Origin of the sequence: Clostridium sp. DMHC 10, assembly GCF_001270375.1 — a bacterium.
GTDB classification, from domain to species: domain Bacteria; phylum Bacillota; class Clostridia; order Clostridiales; family Clostridiaceae; genus Clostridium_S; species Clostridium_S guangxiense.
This window is the reverse complement of record NZ_LGVB01000015.1, coordinates 2,739,401-2,761,693: the sequence shown is the minus strand read 5'-3', so window position 1 is coordinate 2,761,693 and position 22,293 is coordinate 2,739,401. Positions and strand designations below refer to the sequence as shown.

At 31.0% G+C, this 22,293-nt stretch carries 24 protein-coding genes and 1 riboswitch; of the genes, 17 read left to right on the top strand and 7 right to left on the bottom strand.

What is annotated here, in order from left to right; translation table 11 throughout:
• Positions 1-142 precede the first annotated feature (142 nt).
• The 6 genes from AGR56_RS23540 to AGR56_RS15295 form a co-directional block, all read right to left on the bottom strand.
• The gene (locus AGR56_RS23540) at positions 143-433 is read right to left on the bottom strand and encodes a hypothetical protein (RefSeq protein ID WP_347460495.1); all 291 of its coding nucleotides are present in this window, start codon (positions 431-433) and stop codon (positions 143-145) included.
• A gap of 28 nt (positions 434-461) precedes the next feature.
• Positions 462-1,055, bottom strand: coding sequence for a glycyl-radical enzyme activating protein (locus AGR56_RS23535; protein ID WP_347460494.1), 594 nt, complete (start codon positions 1,053-1,055; stop codon positions 462-464).
• A gap of 1 nt (position 1,056) precedes the next feature.
• Positions 1,057-3,207 (bottom strand): formate C-acetyltransferase/glycerol dehydratase family glycyl radical enzyme, encoded by a 2,151-nt coding sequence (locus AGR56_RS15305; protein ID WP_347460545.1) that lies wholly within the window; start codon positions 3,205-3,207, stop codon positions 1,057-1,059.
• 26 nt (positions 3,208-3,233) lie between these two features.
• Positions 3,234-3,410, bottom strand: coding sequence for a hypothetical protein (locus AGR56_RS23530; RefSeq protein WP_347460493.1), 177 nt, complete (start codon positions 3,408-3,410; stop codon positions 3,234-3,236).
• A gap of 344 nt (positions 3,411-3,754) precedes the next feature.
• A complete protein-coding gene (locus AGR56_RS15300) occupies positions 3,755-4,858 on the bottom strand; it encodes a PTS fructose transporter subunit EIIC (protein ID WP_053242946.1) in 1,104 nt (367 codons plus the stop codon).
• Positions 4,859-4,891: 33 nt separating this feature from the next.
• Entirely contained in the window at positions 4,892-5,329 is a 438-nt protein-coding gene (locus tag AGR56_RS15295) for a fructose PTS transporter subunit IIA (RefSeq protein ID WP_053243356.1), read from the bottom strand.
• 384 nt (positions 5,330-5,713) lie between these two features.
• Between AGR56_RS15295 and AGR56_RS15290 the strand changes: the two genes are divergently transcribed.
• Positions 5,714-6,310, top strand: a complete 597-nt coding sequence (locus AGR56_RS15290) for a DeoR/GlpR family DNA-binding transcription regulator (protein WP_053242945.1) — start codon at positions 5,714-5,716, stop codon at positions 6,308-6,310.
• Positions 6,311-6,545: 235 nt separating this feature from the next.
• Here the strand turns inward: AGR56_RS15290 and AGR56_RS15285 are convergent, their stop codons facing one another.
• Positions 6,546-7,223 carry a fructose-6-phosphate aldolase gene (locus AGR56_RS15285; RefSeq protein ID WP_053242944.1) on the bottom strand — a complete coding sequence of 226 codons (678 nt, stop codon included), beginning with the start codon at positions 7,221-7,223 and terminating at the stop codon, positions 6,546-6,548.
• 334 nt (positions 7,224-7,557) lie between these two features.
• Between AGR56_RS15285 and AGR56_RS15280 the strand changes: the two genes are divergently transcribed.
• The 16 genes from AGR56_RS15280 to AGR56_RS15205 all read left to right on the top strand — a co-directional run bounded on the left by AGR56_RS15280 (position 7,558) and on the right by AGR56_RS15205 (position 22,262).
• The gene (locus AGR56_RS15280; RefSeq protein WP_053242943.1) at positions 7,558-8,448 is read left to right on the top strand and encodes a D-alanine--D-alanine ligase; all 891 of its coding nucleotides are present in this window, start codon (positions 7,558-7,560) and stop codon (positions 8,446-8,448) included.
• 78 nt (positions 8,449-8,526) lie between these two features.
• The gene (locus AGR56_RS15275) at positions 8,527-9,015 is read left to right on the top strand and encodes a hypothetical protein (protein WP_053242942.1); all 489 of its coding nucleotides are present in this window, start codon (positions 8,527-8,529) and stop codon (positions 9,013-9,015) included.
• 117 nt (positions 9,016-9,132) lie between these two features.
• Positions 9,133-9,241: riboswitch (SAM riboswitch) on the top strand.
• Between the two features lie 205 nt (positions 9,242-9,446).
• Entirely contained in the window at positions 9,447-10,730 is a 1,284-nt protein-coding gene (locus AGR56_RS15270; protein ID WP_053242941.1) for an O-acetylhomoserine aminocarboxypropyltransferase/cysteine synthase family protein, read from the top strand.
• Between the two features lie 435 nt (positions 10,731-11,165).
• Positions 11,166-12,344, top strand: a complete 1,179-nt coding sequence (locus tag AGR56_RS15265; protein ID WP_053242940.1) for an aminotransferase class I/II-fold pyridoxal phosphate-dependent enzyme — start codon at positions 11,166-11,168, stop codon at positions 12,342-12,344.
• Positions 12,345-12,455: 111 nt separating this feature from the next.
• Positions 12,456-12,959, top strand: coding sequence for an HAD hydrolase-like protein (locus AGR56_RS15260; RefSeq protein ID WP_053242939.1), 504 nt, complete (start codon positions 12,456-12,458; stop codon positions 12,957-12,959).
• Positions 12,943-13,170: an HAD hydrolase-like protein gene (locus tag AGR56_RS15255; RefSeq protein ID WP_053242938.1), complete on the top strand. Its 228-nt coding sequence runs from the start codon at positions 12,943-12,945 to the stop codon at positions 13,168-13,170. The genes AGR56_RS15260 and AGR56_RS15255 overlap by 17 nt, the downstream gene beginning before the upstream one ends.
• 12 nt (positions 13,171-13,182) lie before the next feature.
• Positions 13,183-14,388, top strand: a complete 1,206-nt coding sequence (locus tag AGR56_RS15250; RefSeq protein WP_053242937.1) for an ABC transporter substrate-binding protein — start codon at positions 13,183-13,185, stop codon at positions 14,386-14,388.
• Positions 14,373-14,735, top strand: a complete 363-nt coding sequence (locus AGR56_RS20405) for a hypothetical protein (RefSeq protein ID WP_053242936.1) — start codon at positions 14,373-14,375, stop codon at positions 14,733-14,735. Before AGR56_RS15250 ends, AGR56_RS20405 begins: the two co-directional genes overlap by 16 nt.
• A 15-nt stretch (positions 14,736-14,750) precedes the next feature.
• Positions 14,751-15,692, top strand: a complete 942-nt coding sequence (locus AGR56_RS15240) for an ABC transporter permease (protein WP_053242935.1) — start codon at positions 14,751-14,753, stop codon at positions 15,690-15,692.
• A gap of 23 nt (positions 15,693-15,715) precedes the next feature.
• Positions 15,716-16,516, top strand: a complete 801-nt coding sequence (locus tag AGR56_RS15235) for an ABC transporter permease (RefSeq protein ID WP_053242934.1) — start codon at positions 15,716-15,718, stop codon at positions 16,514-16,516.
• Positions 16,517-16,580: 64 nt separating this feature from the next.
• A complete protein-coding gene (locus tag AGR56_RS15230; RefSeq protein WP_053242933.1) occupies positions 16,581-17,570 on the top strand; it encodes an ABC transporter ATP-binding protein in 990 nt (329 codons plus the stop codon).
• The gene (locus tag AGR56_RS15225; RefSeq protein ID WP_084757070.1) at positions 17,560-18,534 is read left to right on the top strand and encodes an ABC transporter ATP-binding protein; all 975 of its coding nucleotides are present in this window, start codon (positions 17,560-17,562) and stop codon (positions 18,532-18,534) included. Before AGR56_RS15230 ends, AGR56_RS15225 begins: the two co-directional genes overlap by 11 nt.
• Positions 18,535-18,587: 53 nt before the next feature.
• Entirely contained in the window at positions 18,588-19,421 is an 834-nt protein-coding gene (locus AGR56_RS15220; RefSeq protein ID WP_053242932.1) for an MBL fold metallo-hydrolase, read from the top strand.
• Between the two features lie 267 nt (positions 19,422-19,688).
• A complete protein-coding gene (locus AGR56_RS15215; RefSeq protein ID WP_053242931.1) occupies positions 19,689-20,666 on the top strand; it encodes a sugar ABC transporter substrate-binding protein in 978 nt (325 codons plus the stop codon).
• A 17-nt stretch (positions 20,667-20,683) separates the two neighbouring features.
• Positions 20,684-22,012: a sensor histidine kinase gene (locus AGR56_RS15210; RefSeq protein WP_053242930.1), complete on the top strand. Its 1,329-nt coding sequence runs from the start codon at positions 20,684-20,686 to the stop codon at positions 22,010-22,012.
• Positions 22,005-22,262, top strand: coding sequence for a response regulator transcription factor (locus AGR56_RS15205; RefSeq protein ID WP_053242929.1), 258 nt, complete (start codon positions 22,005-22,007; stop codon positions 22,260-22,262). Before AGR56_RS15210 ends, AGR56_RS15205 begins: the two co-directional genes overlap by 8 nt.
• Positions 22,263-22,293: the final 31 nt, after the last annotated feature.

Here is a 22,293-nt window from a genome sequence, read left to right as displayed (position 1 = left end):
ACTGTCTGCTGCATCTTTAAGCCTAAATGTTTATATATGAAAATATCTTAAATTCAAATAATCGTTTTCTGACATTAATCCTCCTATAGCTTTATTACCAGAACTAATTGCAATTCCTCTATTTATTTTTTAATATTTCTGATCAGGATTCTATAATTAGATTCTTAATTCCATTATTTTTAGCAACACTTCCAAATCGCTTCATTTCTTCTTTAGAATATAGCTGATGCCTCTCTTTAAAACAGTATTCTTTATCTACAAGAGGATATTTTGCTTCTGCCAATGGATTATAATTTAATATTTCATATGACACATCAGCATATATGCCTGAAATGTACCGGCTAATTTCTGCTATATTTTTTTCTGATGTAGTATATCCTGGTATCATAGGTGTACGTATAATCACATTTTGCTTCTTTTCAGACTGCAGCAAAAATTTTATATTATTTTTTATCTTTATATTAGAAACACCAACATATTTTTTTATGATCATTGTCATCAAAAATTTTAAAGTCCGCATAAATTATATCTAAATACGGCAGTACTTCTTTTATAACTTCGGTACCTATATTAAGTGCAGTTTCAATTGCTGTATTAACATTTAATTTTTTTAATTCCTTTAATAGTTCTATTGCAAATTTTGATTGAACTAGAGGCTCTCCACCAGATAAAGTAACTCCGCCTCCATGTTTAAAGAACACTTTATCTCTCATTACTTCTTTAATCACTTCATCTACAGTTTGAATTTGTGAATCCATCATAAGAGCTCCGCTTGGACAATTATCAATGAGTTCCTTCCAATTTTCTTCCCTATCTACATTTAACTTTATATTTCCATCTTCAAAAACAACACCATTATTTTTTGCTAGTTTAACACAAATTCCACACTTAATACAACGATTTCTAAAGTGTATTGGACGTCTTTTAGTAGAAATTCCTTCTGGATTTTGACACCAAATGCAATTCAATGGACATCCTTTTAAAAATACCGTTGTTCTTATTCCTTCTCCATCATGAGTAGAAAATCTTCTTATATCAAAAATTGTTCCATTCATATTAAACATCTCCATAACTTGTTCTAGCTATAATTTCATTTTGAAGCTTATCGGCCAATTCAACAAAATATGCGGTATAACCTGCAACTCTTATTGTTAATCCTCCATATTGTTCTGGATTTTTCTTCGCAGCTAATAAGTCTTCTTTTCTTACAACATTAAATTGAACATGTGGTATTTCTAAATCAACAAAACTTCTTAACATTTTTGCAAACTTATCAATTCCGGCTTCTGTCTTAAAAAACTCAGGCAAGAATTTCATATTCAATAATCCGCCATTACTTGTTAAACTTTTATCTATTTTAGAAACTGATTTTAATACTGCTGTAGGTCCGCTTATATCTCTCCCATATGCTGGTGACATACCTCCATCAGCAAGTGGCTCTTTTGCAAATCTACCATCTGGAGATGCTCCAACATTTTCTCCCATAGGAACATGTGCAGAAACTGTATACATTCCTGTATGATATTTACCTCCACGATAATTGATAAATTTAGATAATCTGTTTTTAAAATATTCCGCCCATTTTACTCCAAGTTCATCTACCCAATCGACATCATTTCCATACTTAGGTACTTTATTTAATAGCATAGTCCTAATAACTTCATATCCATCAAAATTATTTTTTAATGCTAATAATAAATCTTCTTTAGAAATTTTCTTTTCATCAAATACTAATTTCTTAATAGCAGCTAAACTATCAGCTAAATTTGCGATTTGAATCATTTGGATTCCAGAATAATTATATTTTGCTCCTCCATTTGTTACATCCATTCCTTTTTCCATGCAATTATCTATTACAGAGGACAAGAATGGCGTTGGTAATAACTCAATGTGTGCTTTTTCAACTTCTTCACAGGCTAAAATCATTTTATCCATAAAATAATCTATATGCTTTCTAAATCCTTCTTCTAATTCTTCAAAAGTATTGTAAGTTGTTATATCTCCATAATTTTCAGCAATTTGTTCACCAGTTAAAAGGCACTTTCCTCCAGTTAAAGTAACTTCTAATGCCTTATTTAAATTAAACATTGCTGCATCACTCCAGCCAAGATTATTTCCTTGTGTAGTTAATTCTACACAACCAACAATAGCGTAGTCTCTTGCATCCTTTTCTTCGATACCTAATTCAAGCATAGCAGGAATAACAGCTTCATCGTTGAAAAATTGTGGCATTCCACTTCCTTTTGAGACAACATGAATCGCCTCCTTTAGTATTTTATCCTCTACTTTCTTATGCAAACGAACAGATAAATTAGGTTGTGGTAATCCTAAGTGTTCTTGAGCTTTTAAACATAAAAATGATATTTCATTTGAATAATCATTTCCATTTTCATCTTGACCTCCAATAGCGATATTAAATCCTATTGGAAATCCAGCAAAATATTTTGCACTATTACAATTTCTCATATACACAATTTCATTAAACTTTAACCAAAGACATTCAATTATTTCTAAAGCTCTTTGATTATCTAATTTTCCAAGGTCAATATCTTTTTTGTAGAAAGGATACAAATATTTGTCCATTCTTCCTGGTGAAAATGAAGATGCATTGGATTCCATGTGTAAAATAACAAATAGGAACCATAATGATTGTACTGCTTCATGAAAGCTTTTTGGTGGTGCAATACTTATACTTTTACAATTTTGCGCTACCACTATCATATTTTCTTTTTTATCTTTATTCTCTTCCTTATTTGCACGCTCAACTAATAGATCATGGTATCTCATCATAAAGTTTTGAGTACCTTCCATAACTAAAATAACACTTTTGTAAAAATCTCTAGTTTCTCCATCAGCTTCCTCTAAGTGTTTTTCAGCTTCTTCTTTAATTTTCGTAGGTCCCTTTTGTAACCATTCCTCACAATTTGGGCAAATATGACCTTGAGCATGATCCTTTTGGTTTATCTTCACTACTTTAGCTATTTCATCAAATTCTTTTCCATATCTCTTACGTAAAATATCTTCTAATGATTTCCCTTTCCAATAAGGTTTTATTACTTCTCTAAAAGTTTTGATATCTTCCTCTTTTACATTAAATCTATCTTGAGCTCTTTTAGGTAAAGTTTCAAATTCTTTATCTACCCATGTGCTGCCACTTTCCGGGAAAACAATGCCATATCTTACTCCAGCTGTTCTATTTCCAACAATTAATTCTTCTGGTTCTATATTAATTTTTAATTTTCCATAGAATTTTTTAATGCTAAAGCCCTCTTAACAATACGCGGCTTATCTTCATTTTCTTTATACGTATTTGTAATAATCATTGCTTGTTCTATAGAAGCATACCTTGGCTCTGACAGCATTTTTTTCTTTAACAATAATACTCTATCAGTTAATTTTAATTTATTCATATTATAATGCCCCTTTCTAATTTCAACTTATTTATACTTATTATCTTTATCTATATTATAATGTAATTTAAAATTGTTTTCAATTGTTTTCTATTGATTTTTATTATTCATGTTTGTTATAATAAACTCGATGATTGTTTTTACTGCAATATTAATTGACCATTGCATATAAGATTGTTATATAAAATTAATTATAGCGATAAAAAATAAATCTTATATCAAATATGGAGCTGTTGATTTAGTAATTTATTAAATCAATAGCTCCTTTTTTATTTTATATTCTCCATTTTTCGCTTAATTGCATTACATTTGCTTGAAAATACAATTTCTCTTTATTAAAAATATTATTCAAAATCCAATTCAATTTCATCGCTATCATGATTATCATCACTATTATTGGATTTTTCTGTAATCGGTTTCTTTAAGACATTTACTAATACTGCTGTTACCGCAACACCTACTATAGTTGCTATAACATAACCAATTTTTCCTGTAGCTACTGGCAATACTATCCATCCACCCCATGGTGCAGGATTTTTTGCCCCTAATAACATTGCTGTTACTGCTCCACTTGCTGATCCTGCCACTATTGATGGTATAACTTTTATTGGATCTGCTGCTGCAAATGGTATTGCTCCTTCTGTTATTCCTATTAACCCCATCAATATTCCTGCTTTTCCTGCTTCTTTTTCTTCTGTTGTATATTTTTTTGGCGCTAACAATGTTGCTATCCCCAAGCCTATTGGTGGAACACATATTGCTACTCCTATTGCTGCCATTATCTTTAATGATATTGGACTTGCCATTCCTGTTGTTTTATCTATTGTTCCTACCATTGCTGCTCCAAATCCATATGCTACTTTATTTATTGGTCCTCCCATATCAAAGCCTATCATTGCTCCTAATATAACTCCTAATAATACTAAGTTACCTGTTCCCAAACTATTTAGCCATGCTTTCATTCCGGTCATTATTTCTGCTACTGGAGTTCCTATAACCCAAACCATTAGTCCTCCAACTATAAGCGTTCCTATTAGTGGAATCACAAATATTGGCATTACTGAACGCATTATTGATGGTACTTTTATTTTCTTTAAGCAATAAACAACTATTCCAGCAAGTAATCCTGCTATAATTCCTCCCAAGAAACCTGCTCCTATTTGGCTTGCTAGGTAGCCTCCTATAGCTCCCGGTGCTATACCTGGTCTATCTGCCATTGAAAATGCTATATAGCCTGCTAATATTGGTACCATAAGTCCAAGTCCAGCTGCACCTATATTGAACAGATCATTTAGTGCTGTTCCTTTAGGTGGAACTGCTGCTGATCCATATAACAAAACTGAAAGTGCTAATAAAACTCCTCCTGCTACAACAAAAGGAATCATGTATGAAACACCCGTCATTAAATGCTGTCTACTATCTTTTAATAACGCTTTTAAATCGCTCATTTTCTTTCCCCTCCATTTATTTGATTTAATATCTTAACTACTTAATACTTCTAATATCTCTTCAATTTTAGAAGCTTCCTGTAATTTTTCTCTAAACTCTTCCCTCATAATCTTTCTAGAAAGTTGAGCTAGAATTTGCAAATGAGTATTTCCTGCTTCTTTTTCTGGTACTGCAATTAAAAAAACGTATTTTGCTTTTTCTTCTTCACTCCACTGAACTTCATTTTTTAATCTTGCAAAAGCTAATGCTGCGCACCTTACTGAATCACATTTTCCATGCGGTATAGCCACATCAAAACCTATTGATGTTGGAAAAGTTTTTTCCCTTTCAAATACCTGCTTAACATATCCATCGTAATCAATAAGTTTATACTGTGCTTCTATAACCTTTGATAAATTTTTTATTACTTCTTCTTTAGAGGAAGCCTCCATATCTAGTATAATAAGTTCCTTCGTTATTAAATTATCCACTGCTAACTCTCCTTTCATAAAATGCAATTGCTTTCTTAAAAATAAATTAATAAATTTATTCGTCTTGAATTTTACTAAATTGTTATATGCTCCGGCGCATTTTTTATTGTTTATTATTGTTTGTTGCAATATTATATTAACATGCCTAGGCATAATATTCTATACCTCAATATTCAATTTTATTTCCACAACAATGTGGAAAACCTAATATAATGTCAAATGCTTTTTAACTTAAATATTATTGTTTCCTATTTAAATTTTAATATTACTTATGTGTCTTTATTGTTTTTTATTTTTGACACTTTATTATATCTCTTTGTTTTGTTATAATTTCTTTATTGATATTGCCAAGTAAAAAATATAATCAAATGGGGGTAGTAAACTTTGTTTGCACAGGAAAGGCATAATGAAATATTAAACATTTTACATAAAGAAGGAAAAGTTATTGTTAAAGATTTAAGCACTAGATTTAATGTTACTGAAGACTGCATACGAAAAGATTTAAAAAACTTAGAAAATCAAAAATTGCTAGAACGTACTTATGGTGGTGCTGTTTTGATTAGAACATCTGCTCCTAAGCAAAATATTCAATCAAGAAAAAATACTAATATTGAATTTAAAACCGTTATAGCCCAAAAGGCTTTTAGGCTTATAGAAGAAAACGAAACTATATTTTTAGATATCTCTACAACAAATATACTTTTAGCTGAAGAACTCTCAAAAAGCCAGAAAAAATTAACTGTCGTAACCAATATGCTAGATATAGTTTCTATTTTAAACAATTCTGATAATAATATAAAAGTCGTATGTACTGGTGGAGAATTAAGTAAGGATCTAGATGGTTTTACTGGTTCAATGGCCATTGAAAGCATATCCAATTATAAGCCAACAAAATGCTTTATAGGAAGCTGCGGTGTCAATATATTTGATAAAAGCGTTACAACTTTTGATGGAGAGGATGGAAACACAAAAAATCTATAATTAACAACAGCAAAAAACATATTTAGTAATGGAAAATAACAAGTTTTATATTGATGGGACATATAAATTTGCAACATTACATGACATAAGCTTTATAATCACTGAAGCTGCTCCTGACAAAGAAATCACTAATTTACTATCAAAAACCAATACTGAAATAATATAAATTGTTTCAGTACAACAAAAAAGGCTCTATTTTATTTAAGGAGCCTCTTTTCAAATTAATTATTTTAATTTAGCAATTTATCATTGTCTTGCCTTTACCACATAGCTTTTCAAAATCTTTAGTAAATGCTTCTACGGCACATGTAACTGCATCTAATTTAATTAGTCCTTCAATTACATCTGGAGCAATTGTAGCTGCACCAACACCATATTTTGCAAGTTCCAACACTTGCTGTGAATTTTTAAAACTTGCTGCAAGAACTTCTGTCTTTAGTTCATTCTTTTTAAATATATCATGAATTTCTTTAGCAACCTTTACACCATCAGCCCCAAGGTTATCAATTCTATTTACATATGGAGCTGCATAAAGGGCACCAGCTTTTCCAGCTAAATAAGCCTGCATCTGAGTATAAATAGCTGTTGCTGTAATATTAACGCCTTCTTTTGCAAGAATTTTTATTGCTTTTAATCCTTCTCTTGTTACTGGAACTTTTACATAAGTGCTAGCTCCTAATTCTTCTCGAATTTTATGTGCTTCCTTAACTATTGCTTCAGCATCTAAAGAAACAACCTGAACATGCAATTCTGAATTTGAACCTATAAACTCTCTAATAGCTTTTAATACCTCATAAGGATTCTTTCCTTCCTTTGCTAAAATAGACGGATTAGTAGTCACTCCATCTACAGGATAATATGAATACATCTCCTTAATTTGATGTAAATTGGCAAAATCTACAATAAGCTTCATATTTTATTTCCTCCCATACATTTTTTATAAGTTTTATTAATAATTGATGCTTGTTCAATTAATACAAATCCTAGCTTTAACACCATTTTTTAATTGATAATCCAATCTGTATGAACTAAATTATCAATATTAACTTGCTTAATCCAGCGCAGCTGACACTATTAAGTTCTAAGATTTACCTGAGAGTAACGAAAGGTAAATCTACCTTCATTGTGCATTGTGAACTGTGAATTGTGCATTGAGCTAAATTCTAATTTGTAAGGATAAACTTGCAGCTTACAATTTTTAGTTTAAAGTTGTTTATTTATAATAGAGCATTAAGGAGTTGTGATATATGAAAATAGGTGTGCTTATGGGAGGAATATCATCAGAAAGAGAAATATCCATTCTTTCGGGAAAGGAAATTGTTAAAAATCTTGATAAAAATAAATATGAAGTTTATCCAATTATAATAAACTCAAAGCATGAGGTAATTCAAAAAGTAAAAGGCATGGATTTTGTGATATTGGCATTTCACGGTGTTTTTGGAGAAGATGGGACTATACAGGCTATACTTAATAGTATTCCTATGCCATATTCTGGATGCGATATGCTTACCAGTGCTATATGCATGAATAAAAAGCAAACTAAAAGGATATTGAAGGCGGAAAATATTAATACGGCGCCTTTTTATGTGATTTATAAAAATAAAAAAGTAAATTTTGAAAGGTTTGAAGCACTTAACTATCCTATGTTTGTAAAGCCTAATAATGGAGGATCAAGTATAGGTATATCAATGGCTTCAAATAAACAAGAGCTAGAGCAAAATATAAAGGAAGCTTTTAAATATGATGATGAAGTTATAGTTGAAAAATATATAGCTGGAGATGAATATACAGTTTGTATGCTAAATGGAGAGGTTTTACCTATATTATCAATTAAGTCAAAAGGAAAGTTCTTTGATTATAAGTGCAAGTACACAGAAGGAAAATCCGAAGAAACATTAGCTAAGCTTTCAAATGAATTAGAAAGTAAAATAAAAGAGGTTTCTAGACAATGTTGGGAAATATTTGATTGCAGCGCATATGTTAGAGTTGATATAATAGTAAATAATGAAATACCGTATGTATTAGAGCTAAACACACTTCCAGGAATGACAACAAATTCGCTGTTTCCTAAAAGTGCAGCACTAGCAGGAATGAAATACAGTGTTTTGTTAGATAAAATAATTGAATATTCACTATGAACTGGCGTTGAAAAGTGGCTTATACTGTAATGTGGTTATGGATAAATTTTGTAATTAATAATTGGGGAGTTGATAGGTATGTTAAGTAAATCAGGGGAAGTACCATCTTTAGACACTGCAAGGAAGATACTTGAGGAAGCAGAAAAAATGAATCCTGGACAATGGGTTAAGCATTCTCTATATGCTGGAAAAGCAGCTGAAGCAATTGCAAAAATTTGTTTGACTCATTTTTTTGATTGTCAGGATATTAGAGAAGCTTTGGGAAAATGGGACTGCAGCAAGGAAGAGTATGAATTTGTGAAAAAATTTATTGAAACTGCGGAATATACTAATTATGATAGGTTAATTCAATTATGTGATGCACTTGCACTGCCAAGCGGTTTTTGCTTGATTGAAAAAAGGATGATTGATGTTGCATTAAGACATGGGATACATGAGAATACTATTAATAAGTGGAAAAGGACTTTCGAGAATAAAAAGTACTTTGAAGAAAAAATGGGTAAGTCAATTTATAGTCTTTTGGATGGAGTTGTTCAGAACACTTTTGGTATAAATGATGCAAAATAATAAATATATTTTATAAAAATATATTGACATGGTTTTAAAACATGATATAATTTAAACATAAGCAAGTTAATAATTCCTATCTGAATAATAGGAAATAAAATCGAATAAATATTTAGCATCTTATCGAGAGAGGTGGAGGGACTGGCCCTATGAAACCCAACAACCAGCATTTTTCATTTGAATGTATGGTGTTAATTCCTGCAAATTAAATTTTGAGAGATAAGAGGATAATTTAGGCTAATGGTATATAGTAAATTAATCCTCTTCATAGCAGAAGGGGATTTTTTATTATATTAAAATCAGTTTAAGATTGAGTTTCTTAAACACAAGTAGATTAAGTTTAAGGAATAAGTGAAAGATGCGTGAATATTAATTTGAATTTTTGAAAAATTAAAAAATGTCAAAATTAATAGTAAAAGGAGAAATGAAAGATGAGTGAAGAAAGAAAATTTGGTTTTGAAACATTACAGGTACATGCAGGTCAGGTGCCAGATCCAACAACAGGATCAAGAGCAGTCCCAATCTATCAGACAACATCATATGTATTTAAGAATGCAGATCATGCAGCAAATTTATTTCAGTTAAAAGAACCAGGAAATGTTTACTCAAGAATAATGAATCCAACAACAGATGTATTTGAGCAAAGAATAGCTGCGCTTGAAGGTGGAGTAGCTGGTCTTGCAACAGCATCAGGGCTTGCAGCAATAACATATGCTATTTTAAATGTAGCAAGTTCAGGAGACGAGATTGTAGCAGCAAGTACATTATACGGTGGAACTTATGAACTATTTGGTGTTACTCTAAAGAAACTTGGAATAAAAGTTGTTTTTGTAGATCCAGATGATCCAGAAAACATAAGAAAAGCAATAACAGATAAGACAAAAGCAGTATATGGAGAAACAATAGGAAATCCAAGAATAAATGTGCTTGATATAGAAGCTGTAGCTAAAATAGCACATGAAAATAAAATACCGCTTATAATAGACAATACTTTTGGAACACCATATTTAATAAGACCAATAGAATTTGGAGCAGATGTTGTAGTTCATTCAGCAACAAAATTCATTGGAGGACATGGAACAACTATAGGAGGAGTTATAGTTGATGGTGGTAAATTTGATTGGAGAGCAAGTGGAAAATTCCCTGATTTCACAACACCAGATAAAAGCTATAATGGTTTAGTGTATGCAGATTTAGGAGCAGCTGCTTTTGCATTAAAGGCAAGAGTGCAGCTTCTTAGAAACACAGGAGCAACACTTAGTCCTCAAAGTGCATTCTATTTTCTTCAAGGATTAGAATCACTATCACTTAGAGTTGAAAAACACGTAGCAAATACAAGAAAGGTAGTAGAATTTTTAAGCAAGCATCCAAAAGTTGCATGGATTAATTATCCTGAACTTGACAATAGCCCATATAAAGAATTAGCTAAAAAATATTTGCCTAAAGGAGCAGGTTCTATATTTACATTTGGAATAAAGGGTGGACTTGAAGCAGGAAAGAAATTTATAAATAGTGTTAAATTATTCTCTCTTCTTGCCAATGTCGCAGATGCAAAATCACTTGTAATACATCCTTCAAGTACAACACATGCAGAGCTTAATGCGGAAGAGCAAAAAGCAGCTGGAGTTACTCCAGATTTGATAAGACTTTCAATAGGTGTTGAGGACGCTGATGATTTAATTTGGGATTTGAATCAAGCACTTGAGAAAGCTTGATGAAGTAGCAGCATTTTGTGACATTAAATAAATTGATAAATCTAAAGTTGAAGTTTAAAAAATGCTAAGAACTTTCAATAACCTGCTGTCGCTCAGACAGATTGAAAGCTCTAAGCCTTTTTAAAACTTCAGCTAAGATTTATAGCAATTTATTTAAACCGTCCTTTCAATGCTGTCACTTCATTTAAAATGGAAAGGCAAGGAAGATTTTTCTCCAGTACCTTACGAAAAATAGGTAAACATATGCGGGGCTTGGGAGAAGCTCATTATCCTTTTAGAACCTTAAATTCATTCTTATTATAATATGCAGGGGTGGAATATTATAATGAAAATAAAATTAATTTACCTGAGAGAAACGAAAGGTAAATTATCCTTAACTGTGCATTGTGAACTGTGAACCGTGCACTGATTTTAAGTGGAGAGTGGGGCTTTTCAGTGATAGATAGAAATGAAATAAAGTTTTCAACTAAATGTATTCACGTTGGCAATGATATAGATAAAGAAACAGGAGCTATAAGAAGACCAATTACTATGGCGAATAGTTATAAGCTTCCTTATGATGCATCAACTCTTAATTGGAGTGATCCAAATAATGTGATTTATACAAGGACGACATCGGCAAATCAATTATATCTTCAAGAAAGATTGGCTGCGCTTGAGGGGGCAGAAGATTGTGTTGTATTAGCTAGTGGGGTTGCAGCTTTAGCTGGAGTGTTTTTTACATTTTTAGATAAAGATTCTCATGTTATATGCTCAAATGTTTCCTACATTGCAGTGTATAGACTATTAAATGAATATTTTCCAAAGAAATATGGCATAGAAGCAACTCTTGTAGATACTTCTAATTTAAATGAAATAAAAAGGGCAATTAGGCCAAATACTAAATTAATTCATATTGAAACTCCAGGAAATCCAACAACTAGAGTAAGTGATATTGAGGAAATAGCTAAAATATCAAAGAGCATAGGTGCACTTCTTTCTGTGGATAGTACTTTCGCATCTCCATTCTTACAGCATCCACTTTCACTTGGGGCGGATCTTGTAGTACACAGTCTTACAAAATATATAAATGGACATGGTGATGCTATGGGTGGAGCTGTTATTGGGAGAAAGGAACTTATAGACAAGATAAAAGCTGAGGCAATGGTAAATGTAGGGGGAGCAATAAGCCCATTTAATGCATGGTTAATTATGCGTGGAGTTGTAACTTTGCCACTTCGTATGAAACAGCATAGTGAAAGTGCACTTAAGATTGCACAATTCCTTGAAAGCTATCCAGCTGTAAAATTTGTTGCATACCCTGGACTTAAAAGTCATCCTCAGCATGAAATTGCCAAAAAGCAGATGAGCATGTATTCAGGAGTACTTTCTTTTGGGCTTAAAGCGGATGTTGAAACGCATAATAAGTTTGTAAATTCACTTAGGCTTGTTATATCAGCCGTTTCACTTGGGCATGATGAAAGTTTAATTGTTTATACAGGGCCAAATGATGAAAGAAATCATTTTTATCCTGAAGAATTTAAAAATGGTCATCTTAGATTTAGTGTTGGCTTAGAGGATGTAGATGATATAATTAATGATTTAAAACAAGCTTTTAAGAAATGTGGATTATAGTATATTAGAAAATGAGCTGACTAGAAAAACTTAGAGGCTGCAAATAAATTAATTTTATTTGCAGTCTCTAAGTTTTTTTATATTAAATTTTACAGTAGGAGAAATTTTAGCATGACTTTAAAGTATATTTGGTTCGATCTTGGATATACACTTGTTTATTCAAAACGTGAAAAAATATTACAAGATATTCTTGTAAGTATGAATAAGCGTATAGATACTAATAAAATAAAAATGGCCTATCATCTAACAGATAAGTTCTTTATGAGAGAGCATAAAGGATTATTATGTAAAAGTAAAGAAGAGTTTATGCCCTATTATTTAAAAAAACTGCTTGAAGTTTTAAATATAAAAGTTGATAGGAATATTTTATTACATGAAATAAATAAAAGAGAACAGAAGTATCAAAAAATTTGGTATACATATGATAGTGCTGTCAGTGTACTTACAACTTTAAAACAAAATTCAATAAGATCGGGAATTATTTCTAATTGGGATAATACATCAAGAAAGGTATTGTGCCAGAATAATTTAGATAGTTTACTTGATGAAATTGTAATATCAAGTGAAGTTGGATATTCAAAGCCGCAAAAAGAGATATTTGATTTTTGCACTTAAAAGGGCAAATGTAGAGCCTGATGAATGTTTATTTGTTGGAGACAATTATTATGATGATATTGTAGGAAGCAGCAAAGTAAATATGAAGTCGTTACTTATAAACCCTTATGGCAAAGTTGGAATTGAGGAATTAAATTACGCTTATATTATATCTAATATATCTGAACTGCCCAAATTTATAGAGCGAAATTATAACTTGAAATTATTTTAGGGAGTGATATCAATGAGAAGAAATAGAAAACTATTTTTAATGATTATTGCCGCAATTGTTATGATAAATATAATTACTCTTGTAGGCTGCGGTAAAGAAGCCAATACGAGTAAAACTAGTAATACAAAGGAAGGAAAAGCCAATGGAAATATTAAAGAAGGAGGTTCAATTGTATTAACAACAAGTGAACCAGATTTCCTTGATCCTGATTTAGCTACTGCAGCGGATACTAGATCAATTTTATTCAATGTATTTGAAGGACTTGTAAAGCCAGATGAAAATGGAAATTTAATAGACGCGGTGGCAAGTAGTCATGAAATATCAAAAGACGGTTTGAAATATACCTTTAAATTAAGAAAAGGTATAAGGTTTCATAATAATAAGCCTGTGACTGTTCAGGATGTAAAATATTCATTGGATAGAGCTGCTGGAAAAGATACAGGTAAGCCTTTAAAAACTGAATTGGTAAATATTAAATCTGTTGATATTAAGGATTCTTCTACAATAGAAGTTAATTTGACAGTTCCAGACACGGATTTTTTACCATATTTAACTGTTGCAATTATTCCTAAAGACTATAAGAATCAAAACTCAAAGCCTATTGGAACAGGACCATTTAAACTTGTGGAATATGATAAACAGCAAAAAATAGAACTTGCTAAGAATAAGGATTATTGGCAAAAAGGCTTGCCTCATTTAGATAAGGTTACTTACAAAATTGAGGATGCAAATGCATTATTTTTGGGACTTAAAGCTGGGAATATAGATTCTGGATTCATAACAAAGGAACAAGCTGATCAACTTAAAACTAGCTATAATACTTTAATTGGAAGTGCGAACTTGCTGCAATTACTTGCTTTAAATAATTCAAAAAAACCATTTAATGATGTGAGGGTAAGACAAGCATTGTATTATGCCATAGACACTAAAAGCATAATAGATACAGTTGCAGATGGCGTTGGAAAGCAAGCTGGAACAAATTTTTTATCCAGCTTTAAAAAATATTATAAAGCTGGATTAGAAAAAACATATACTCAGAATATTAATAAAGCTAAAAAGTTACTGGCAGAAGCCGGATATCCAAATGGATTTGAAACCACAATTACTGTACCATCTGTTTATCAATTTCATGTTGATACTGCACAGATAATTGTAGAACAGTTAAAAGCTATTAATGTAAAAGCTTCAATAAAGAAGGTTGAATGGGAGAATGGTTAGAAAAGACATATAAGGGAAGACAATATGATTCAACAGTTGTAAGTTTGGATGCAGCTTATCTATCTCCAAGAGCACTTTTAGGAAGATATGTTTCTACTGATGCAAGTAACTTTTTGAATTATAAAAATAATAATTATGATGAATTGTATAGAAAGGCCGTTAATGAAATTGATGATAATAAAAAAGTAGAAGACTATAAAGAACTACAAGAGATTCTTAATCAAGATGCAGCATCAATATATATACAGGATCAACAAAAGGTAGTTGTTTTAAAGAAAGGATTAGCTGGATATAAATTTTATCCAACCTATGTTCAGGATTTAGCTTCTATGTATTACACAAATTAAAAGAAGGTGAGGTCAATGAAGTACGTTTTAAGAAAGGGCATTGCACTTATTGTTACATTGATATTTGTATCAGCATTTACTTTTGCAGCATTTAACGTGATACCAGGCGATCCAGCTTTAGTAATGCTTGGAACAAATGCTTCACCTGAAAGAGTTGAAGCCTTAAGAAAAGAACTTGGACTAAATGAAAGTTTAACTAAGAGGTATGTAACCTGGGTGGCAAATTTTATAAGGGGTGATTTCGGAAAGTCTATAAGATTTTCTGAGCCAGTTAAGGATTTGGTTTCAAAAAGGATTCCAGTGACAGTATCACTGGCTATTCTATCTTTATTTATAATATTTATAATAGCCATTCCTTTGAGTATTTTTGCTGCAAGTAAAGAAGGAGCTATAATAGATACAATAATAAATATAATATGCCAAATAAATATAGGTATACCATCTTTTTTTCTAGGGGTAATAATAATTTTAATATTTGGTATAGTTCTTAAAGTGTTTTCTCCAGGAGCTTATGTTGATTATAATGAAGACTTTATTGGATTTTTAAAGTATTTAATTGCACCAGCTGTAACCATAGCACTTCCTAATATTGCTGTAGTAGTAAAATTTTTGAGAGCAGCTGTAATAAAGGAAAAAAGAAAGGATTATGTTAGAACAGCATATAGCAAGGGGAATAAGGAAAACACTGTTTTATATGTGCATGTACTAAAAAATGCATTGATAACTGTTATAACCTTAATGGGTATGATTATTGCAGGAATTTTAGGTGGAAGTATAATAGTTGAACAGATATTTTCTTTGCCGGGCATAGGAAACCTTTTAATTACAGCTATTTCTACTAGAGATTTTCCATTAACTCAGACGTTGGTGCTGTATCTTGCCTTTATTGTTGTAGTCATTAATTTTCTTGTAGATGTTTTGTATCAAGTAATTGATCCTAGGATAAGAGTAAGATAAATTCATCGTTTTTGGAGGATATAATGAAAAAATATCATAATTGGAATTTAATTGTAGGTTTAATTTTGATAGGAATTGTAATTTTTATGATGGTTTTGGGGATTTTTTATACTCCATATAATCCTAATAAAATGAATATTGTAAGCAAATATCAGCATCCAAGTTTAAAGCATATTTTTGGAACAGATAATTTTGGAAGGGATATATTGAGCCGCATTATGGCAGGCACGAAAATTACTTTTTTTATAGCTGTTAGTACAATTGCTTGTGGGGTGCTTATTGGAGTTACTTTAGGAACAGTTGCTGGGTATTTTGGGGGCTGGATTGATGAAATTATTATGAGAATTAATGATGCCTTAACTGCATTTCCTGGTATATTGCTAGCTTTGGTTTTAGTTACAGTTTTGGGACAAGGAAAATATCAAATTATTTTAGCTTTAGCTATAATTTTTGTACCAAGTTATTCGCGTATTACTAGAAGTGAATTTTTGCAAATCAAGGAAATGGAGTTTGTAAAAAGTGCTAAGGTTTTTGGTGCCAGTCATCTTAGAATAATGTTTGTGCATATTTTACCTAATGCATATCCAGCTTTATTGTCGGCTGTAACCATAGGTCTCTCTAATGCAATACTTTCTGAGGCAGGACTTAGCTTTTTAGGGTTTGGGGTTCAGCCGCCTGACCCTAGTTTAGGCAGAATGCTTTCAGAGGGGCAAACGTATTTGTTTAATGCACCTTGGTGTGCTGTGGCACCTGGAATAGTGATAGTAATAACAGTTGTTGGATTTAATTTTATTGCAGAAGGCTTGAGAAAAATATTTGGATGATTAAAGTGAAATCAAGGTGAAACTTAATAGTTGAACTAATTTCACTATATGAGGGGGAATTAATATGCCAGAAACTTTGCTTAGTGTAAAAGAGCTTTCTATTAATGTGAAAAATGGAAATGAAAGAAATACTGCTGTTAGTGGAGTTTCTTTTGATATAGAAAACGGAGAAATATTAGGAATTGTAGGCGAATCTGGATGCGGAAAAAGCCTTACGGCTCTAGGAATTGCGGGGCTTTTACCAAAGGGTGCAGCTGTTAACAATGGAAGTATAGTTTTTGATGGAAGGGAACTTAAAAATATTAGTCAAGATGAATTCAGAAAAATACAAGGGAAAGATATTACTATGATATTTCAAGAACCAATGACTTCGCTAAATCCACTCATGACTGTAGGAAAGCAGGTGGCAGAGGGATTAAAAATTCATTATAAGCTGACAGATAGAGAAATTAAGGAAAGGGTTTTGAAAGTTTTAAATGAAGTAGGCTTAGATAGAGTGGAGGAACTTTATAATAGTTATCCTCATCAGTTATCTGGAGGAATGAGGCAAAGAGTAATGATTGCTATGGCTGTGATTTGTAGACCTAAACTGATAATAGCAGATGAGCCAACTACAGCACTTGATGTTACAACACAGGCGAAGATACTGAAGCTTTTAAAAGATATAAACATGCAATATAAGACATCTATTTTGTTTATATCACATGATTTAGGTGTTATCAGTAAGCTGTGCAATAGAGTGGCAGTAATGTATGCAGGAAGTTTTGTTGAAGAGGGAAGTACAGAAAGCATATTTTACAACCCAATACATCAGTATACAAGAGGTCTTATTGAGTCTATTCCAATCAGAAAAAATAAAGGTAAAAGGCTTGTAAGCATTCCTGGAAAAGTTCCATCTATTAAGGAAAGAAAATGTGGATGCAGCTTTGCACCTAGATGTCAAAAAGCAGAACAAAAATGTTTTTATAAGAAGCCTAAAAGTATTATTTTTGAGTCCACTCATAGGGTATGCTGTAATTTGGCAGTAGGGGAAGGTGAGGAATGTGTCATATGATTTTGTGTTGGAACTGAAAAATTTGAAAAGCACTTACTATAACAGTAATTGTAATATTTTTGGCAAAGGGAAAGCTGTAAAAGTTCTTAAAGCTGTTAATTTTAATGTTAAGAAAGGTGAGATATTTGGAATTGTAGGTGAAAGCGGATGTGGAAAATCTACTCTTGCAAGGTCAATCGTTAAATTGAATGATAATGTTGAAGGTGACATTTTAATTGAAGGCCAAGATATAAAGCATATTAAAAATATAAGCGAAAAAGTGCAAATTGTTTTTCAAGATCCATTAAGTTCATTAAATCCTAAAAGAACTATAGGTTGGATTCTAGAAGAACCTTTAAAGATTCATAGGAAAGGCAATAAAAAAGAACGAATTAAGAGAGTAAATGAAATTCTAGAGCTTGTAGGTCTTGACAGCAGTTATAGAGAAAGATATCCACATGAACTTAGTGGGGGACAAAGGCAGAGAATAAGTATAGGAAGTGCTATTATATTAAATCCCAAATTTGTAGTACTCGATGAACCTGTTTCGGCACTAGATGTTTCTGTTCAAGCTCAAATTTTAAATTTAATGATGGATTTGCATCATAAGCTAAATTTATCGTTTTTATTTATTTCTCACAATCTAAATGTTGTATATTATATGTGTGACAGAGTAGCTGTAATGTATCTTGGGGAGATTGTTGAACTTGCATCAGCAGAAGAAATATATAATGATCCAAAGCATCCATATACAAAAGCTCTTCTTAATTCTGTGGTGGAAATTAGTACAGCTAACAATAGAGATGAAGTTATAATAAAAGGTGATTTAAATGACTCTTTAAATATTAGTGCTGGCTGCAAATGCTATGCAAGGTGTAGTGGTGCTAAAAAAATTTGCAAAACAGTTTCGCCTGAAATTAAAAATATTAACACCAAAGATGGATCTGAACATTTAGTACGGTGTCATTTATATAATTTTAATTAGCTGATTTGCTTTAAAATTATATAGTTAAAATTATATTATGGAGATGTAAAACTATGTCTGTTTATGAAGTCGAAAAAATACAAGATAATTTATATTCAATTAAAGAGGATATAACAAATAATAAATTTCCTATAATAATTTATTTAGTGATTGGAAAAGAAAAGGCAGCTTTAATTGATACTGGTATAGGGTCAGGTAATTTGAGTGAGGTAGTAAGATCAATTACTAAAAAGCAAGTTATAGTACTGCATACTCACGGACACTTAGATCATGTTGGTGCAGATGCATTATTTTCTGAACTTTATTTAAATTGTAGAGAATATTATCTAGCTAGCAATGGTGGTGATTTTCAAGCTCTTACAAATGAAAGATTAAATTTTATTAAATTAAATTTAAAAGATAAAACAGAAATGTATGAAAATATTAAAAGTCATATTGTGAAAAGTGAAAAGACTTATTACAACAATATAAGTGATGGTGATACTATAGATTTAGGCGAAACAAAATTAGAAGCGGTAAGTACACCGGGACATACTCCTGGTTCTATATCTTATGTAAATAATAAAGATCATTATGCTTTTACAGGAGATGGAATTGCTGATATACATTGGTTTGATGGTAAAGAATCAATAAAAGTAGAAGATTTTTTAAATACATTAAATCATTTTGAGAATAAAGCTAAAAGGGTAAAAAAGATTTATGCAGCTCATGTTCCTAAGGCATTTGATTTAGAGCTTGTTCATGATTTGCAAACAGCTGCTAGAGCAATAATAAATGGTGCTGATGATGAAATTGAAAACGCTGACTATGAGTTTTTAAAGCATGGAAATTTATATGCTCACAGATATGGACAGGCAACTATATACTATGATAAAGAAAACATTTAACTTTAACAGCTTTTGTTAAAAAAGTGCATGCAAGGTAATATGCTAAAATTGTAATATCTTGACGCAATGAAATATAAGATTTATAATGAATTATTATACAAATATTATTTCCATAATGATAATTAATTATATAAGATGATAATTATTACCAATAAATATAGTACAACTATGAGTATTTATACACTTTTAATGAAGGATTAATGTCGTTTGAGGCAAGATATCAAAAATAATTATTAGGTTATATAAGGAAAAGGGCGAGATGTATTAATGAATAAAAACTATAAAAAAATAGTAATATTCATATTGTTAATTTTTACTGCTATTTTTATTTTAATTAACTTCAAAGTATTAAAAAAAAGTAGTAGGGATTACTCTACAAGGCAAATAGAAAATAGAAAAAAATTTGGAGCTACTTATATGACAACTAATAATAGGTTTTATGAAATAATTAACGATGAAATACGTTCAGTTGTAGAGAGCAATGGAGATATATTAGTAACAAGGGATGCAGCTTTAGATAAGGACAAGCAAATGCAGCAGATTTATGAATTTATTAAATTAAAAGTTAATGCTATTTTTATAAATCCTGTGGATTGGAAACAAGTAAAGCCAGCGTTGGTAGCTGCTAAAAATGCGGGGATACCTGTTATTGTTGTTGATACACCAGTTTATGATAATAAGCTTGTTGCGTGTACGGTAATATCGGATAATTATGATGCTGGAGTTCAATGTGCAAAATATCTTATGAAATTAAAGCCAAAAGCTAATATTATGTTAATTGAACACTCGGAAGCAAAATCTGGTATTGATAGAATCAAAGGATTTGTAGATACTATCGGTGCTAATAAACAATATAAAATAGTTGCTGCTGGAGATAGTGAAGGACAACTGGATAAGGCTATGCCTTTAGTGGATAATTTGATTAAAAAGCATCCCAATATAGATGCAATTATGGCATTAAATGATCCAAGTGCTCTTGGTGCACTAGCAGCACTTAAAGAAAATGGACTATTAGGTAAGGTTATGGTATTTGGAGTGGATGGTTCACCTGAAGCTAAGACCATGATTCATGATGGATTTATGACTGCTACTTCTGCTCAGTTTCCTAATAAAATTGGCAATATAGCTGCTAAGAAAGCTTATAACATTTTAAAAGGAAAAAAGCTAAAAAAGGATGTAATTGTTCCGATAACTTTAATATCAAGAGAAAATGTTCTACAGTATGAAATAAGTGGATGGAAGTAATGGATGGAAGATGAATTATGGAATCAAATAGAAATTTAAAGTATATTAACTTATTTATGATTTTTATAAATTTTACCATCGTAATTTTTATTTCAAAAATCATGACTATAACTTTATATAAAATTAGTTCAGAATTTATGGCAAGGGATTTTTTTGACCAAATCACAGTTATACCCTGGAAACCACAGAATATAACTATAGTTTCTATAGGATCTTATATAATACTAATCTTATTAGTTACAGTAAAAAAGAAATGTGTAAATTCTCTGAAAAAGTGGAAAATAGCTGTTCTATTATTGTGTGAGATTTTTTTAAGTATTGCAATAATGACAGCATTAAATATGAGTTATAACGGAATTATGCTATTTATTATTGCTGATTTAGTAACAAATACCAAAGATAAGAGCAATAAAATTATATTTTTGGTTCTTATGATAATTATATATATACTTAGCGTTTATGATTTTATATCACTTAAAATAAAGATGGTTTCTTTTCAAAGTTTTCTATTTTATTATAATGCCGATATGCGAAGCTATTTAATGGAGATAAAAAGCATATTGAATTCTATAAATATCATAGTATTTATATTGTATATGATTGTGCTTATTCAAGTTCAGATGAGGGAAAATGAAAAGATTATTTCATTGAACAAAAGACTAAATTTAGCTAATGAAAAATTAGAGGTCATGAATGTACAGCTAAAGCAGTATGCTGTAAAGATAGAATCAATGGCTGAAACCAGAGAACGTAATCGTCTAGCCAGGGAGATTCATGATACATTAGGACATGCGCTTACAGGGATATCAGTAGGAATTGATGCTTGTTTAACAACAATAGATATGTCTACAGAGGCAACTAAAAAGCAGTTAAATGTAATTGCAGATGTAGCAAGACAAGCTATTAAAGATGTAAGGCGTTCTGTAAAAAAACTTAGGCCAGATGCACTTGAAAGTTCTGGTTTAGAAGATGCGTTAAACAATATGATTTTCCAGATAAGTAAGGTTACAAAAACAAAAGTTTTTTTTAATACTAATGTAAAATCATTGAAATTTGGTCATGATGAAGAAGACACTATTTATAGAATTATACAAGAGGGAATAACAAATGCAATCCGTCATGGACAAGCTACAGAAATTTATATAAGTATGAAAAGGAGGGATAAGCAGTTAGACATAACAATAAGAGATAACGGCAGGGGATGTGCTAATATAAAAGAAGGTTTTGGATTAAGGCATATAGAAGAAAGAGTTAAGTTGCTAAATGGCACTGTAGAATATAATGGCAGTGATAGTTTTTGGATAACTGTAAATATTCCAATTAGATGGGGCGATGAAAGTGATTAAAGTGTTAATTGCTGATGATCAGGAGCTAATTAGGCAAAGCTTAAAAATTGTTTTAAGTGCAAATAAAGATATTGAAATTGTGGGAACGGTATGTAACGGAAACGAAGTAGTTGAATCAGTCCGTAAGTGTAAATCTGATGTAATATTAATGGATGTACGTATGCCAGAAATGGATGGAGTTCAATGTACAAAACCTGCTAAGCAAAGTCAAGTGTTTTTTCTTAAAAAATTTTCAAAGAAATTTTTTTAAGAAAATAGGGTAACTTTAATAAAACCTTCTT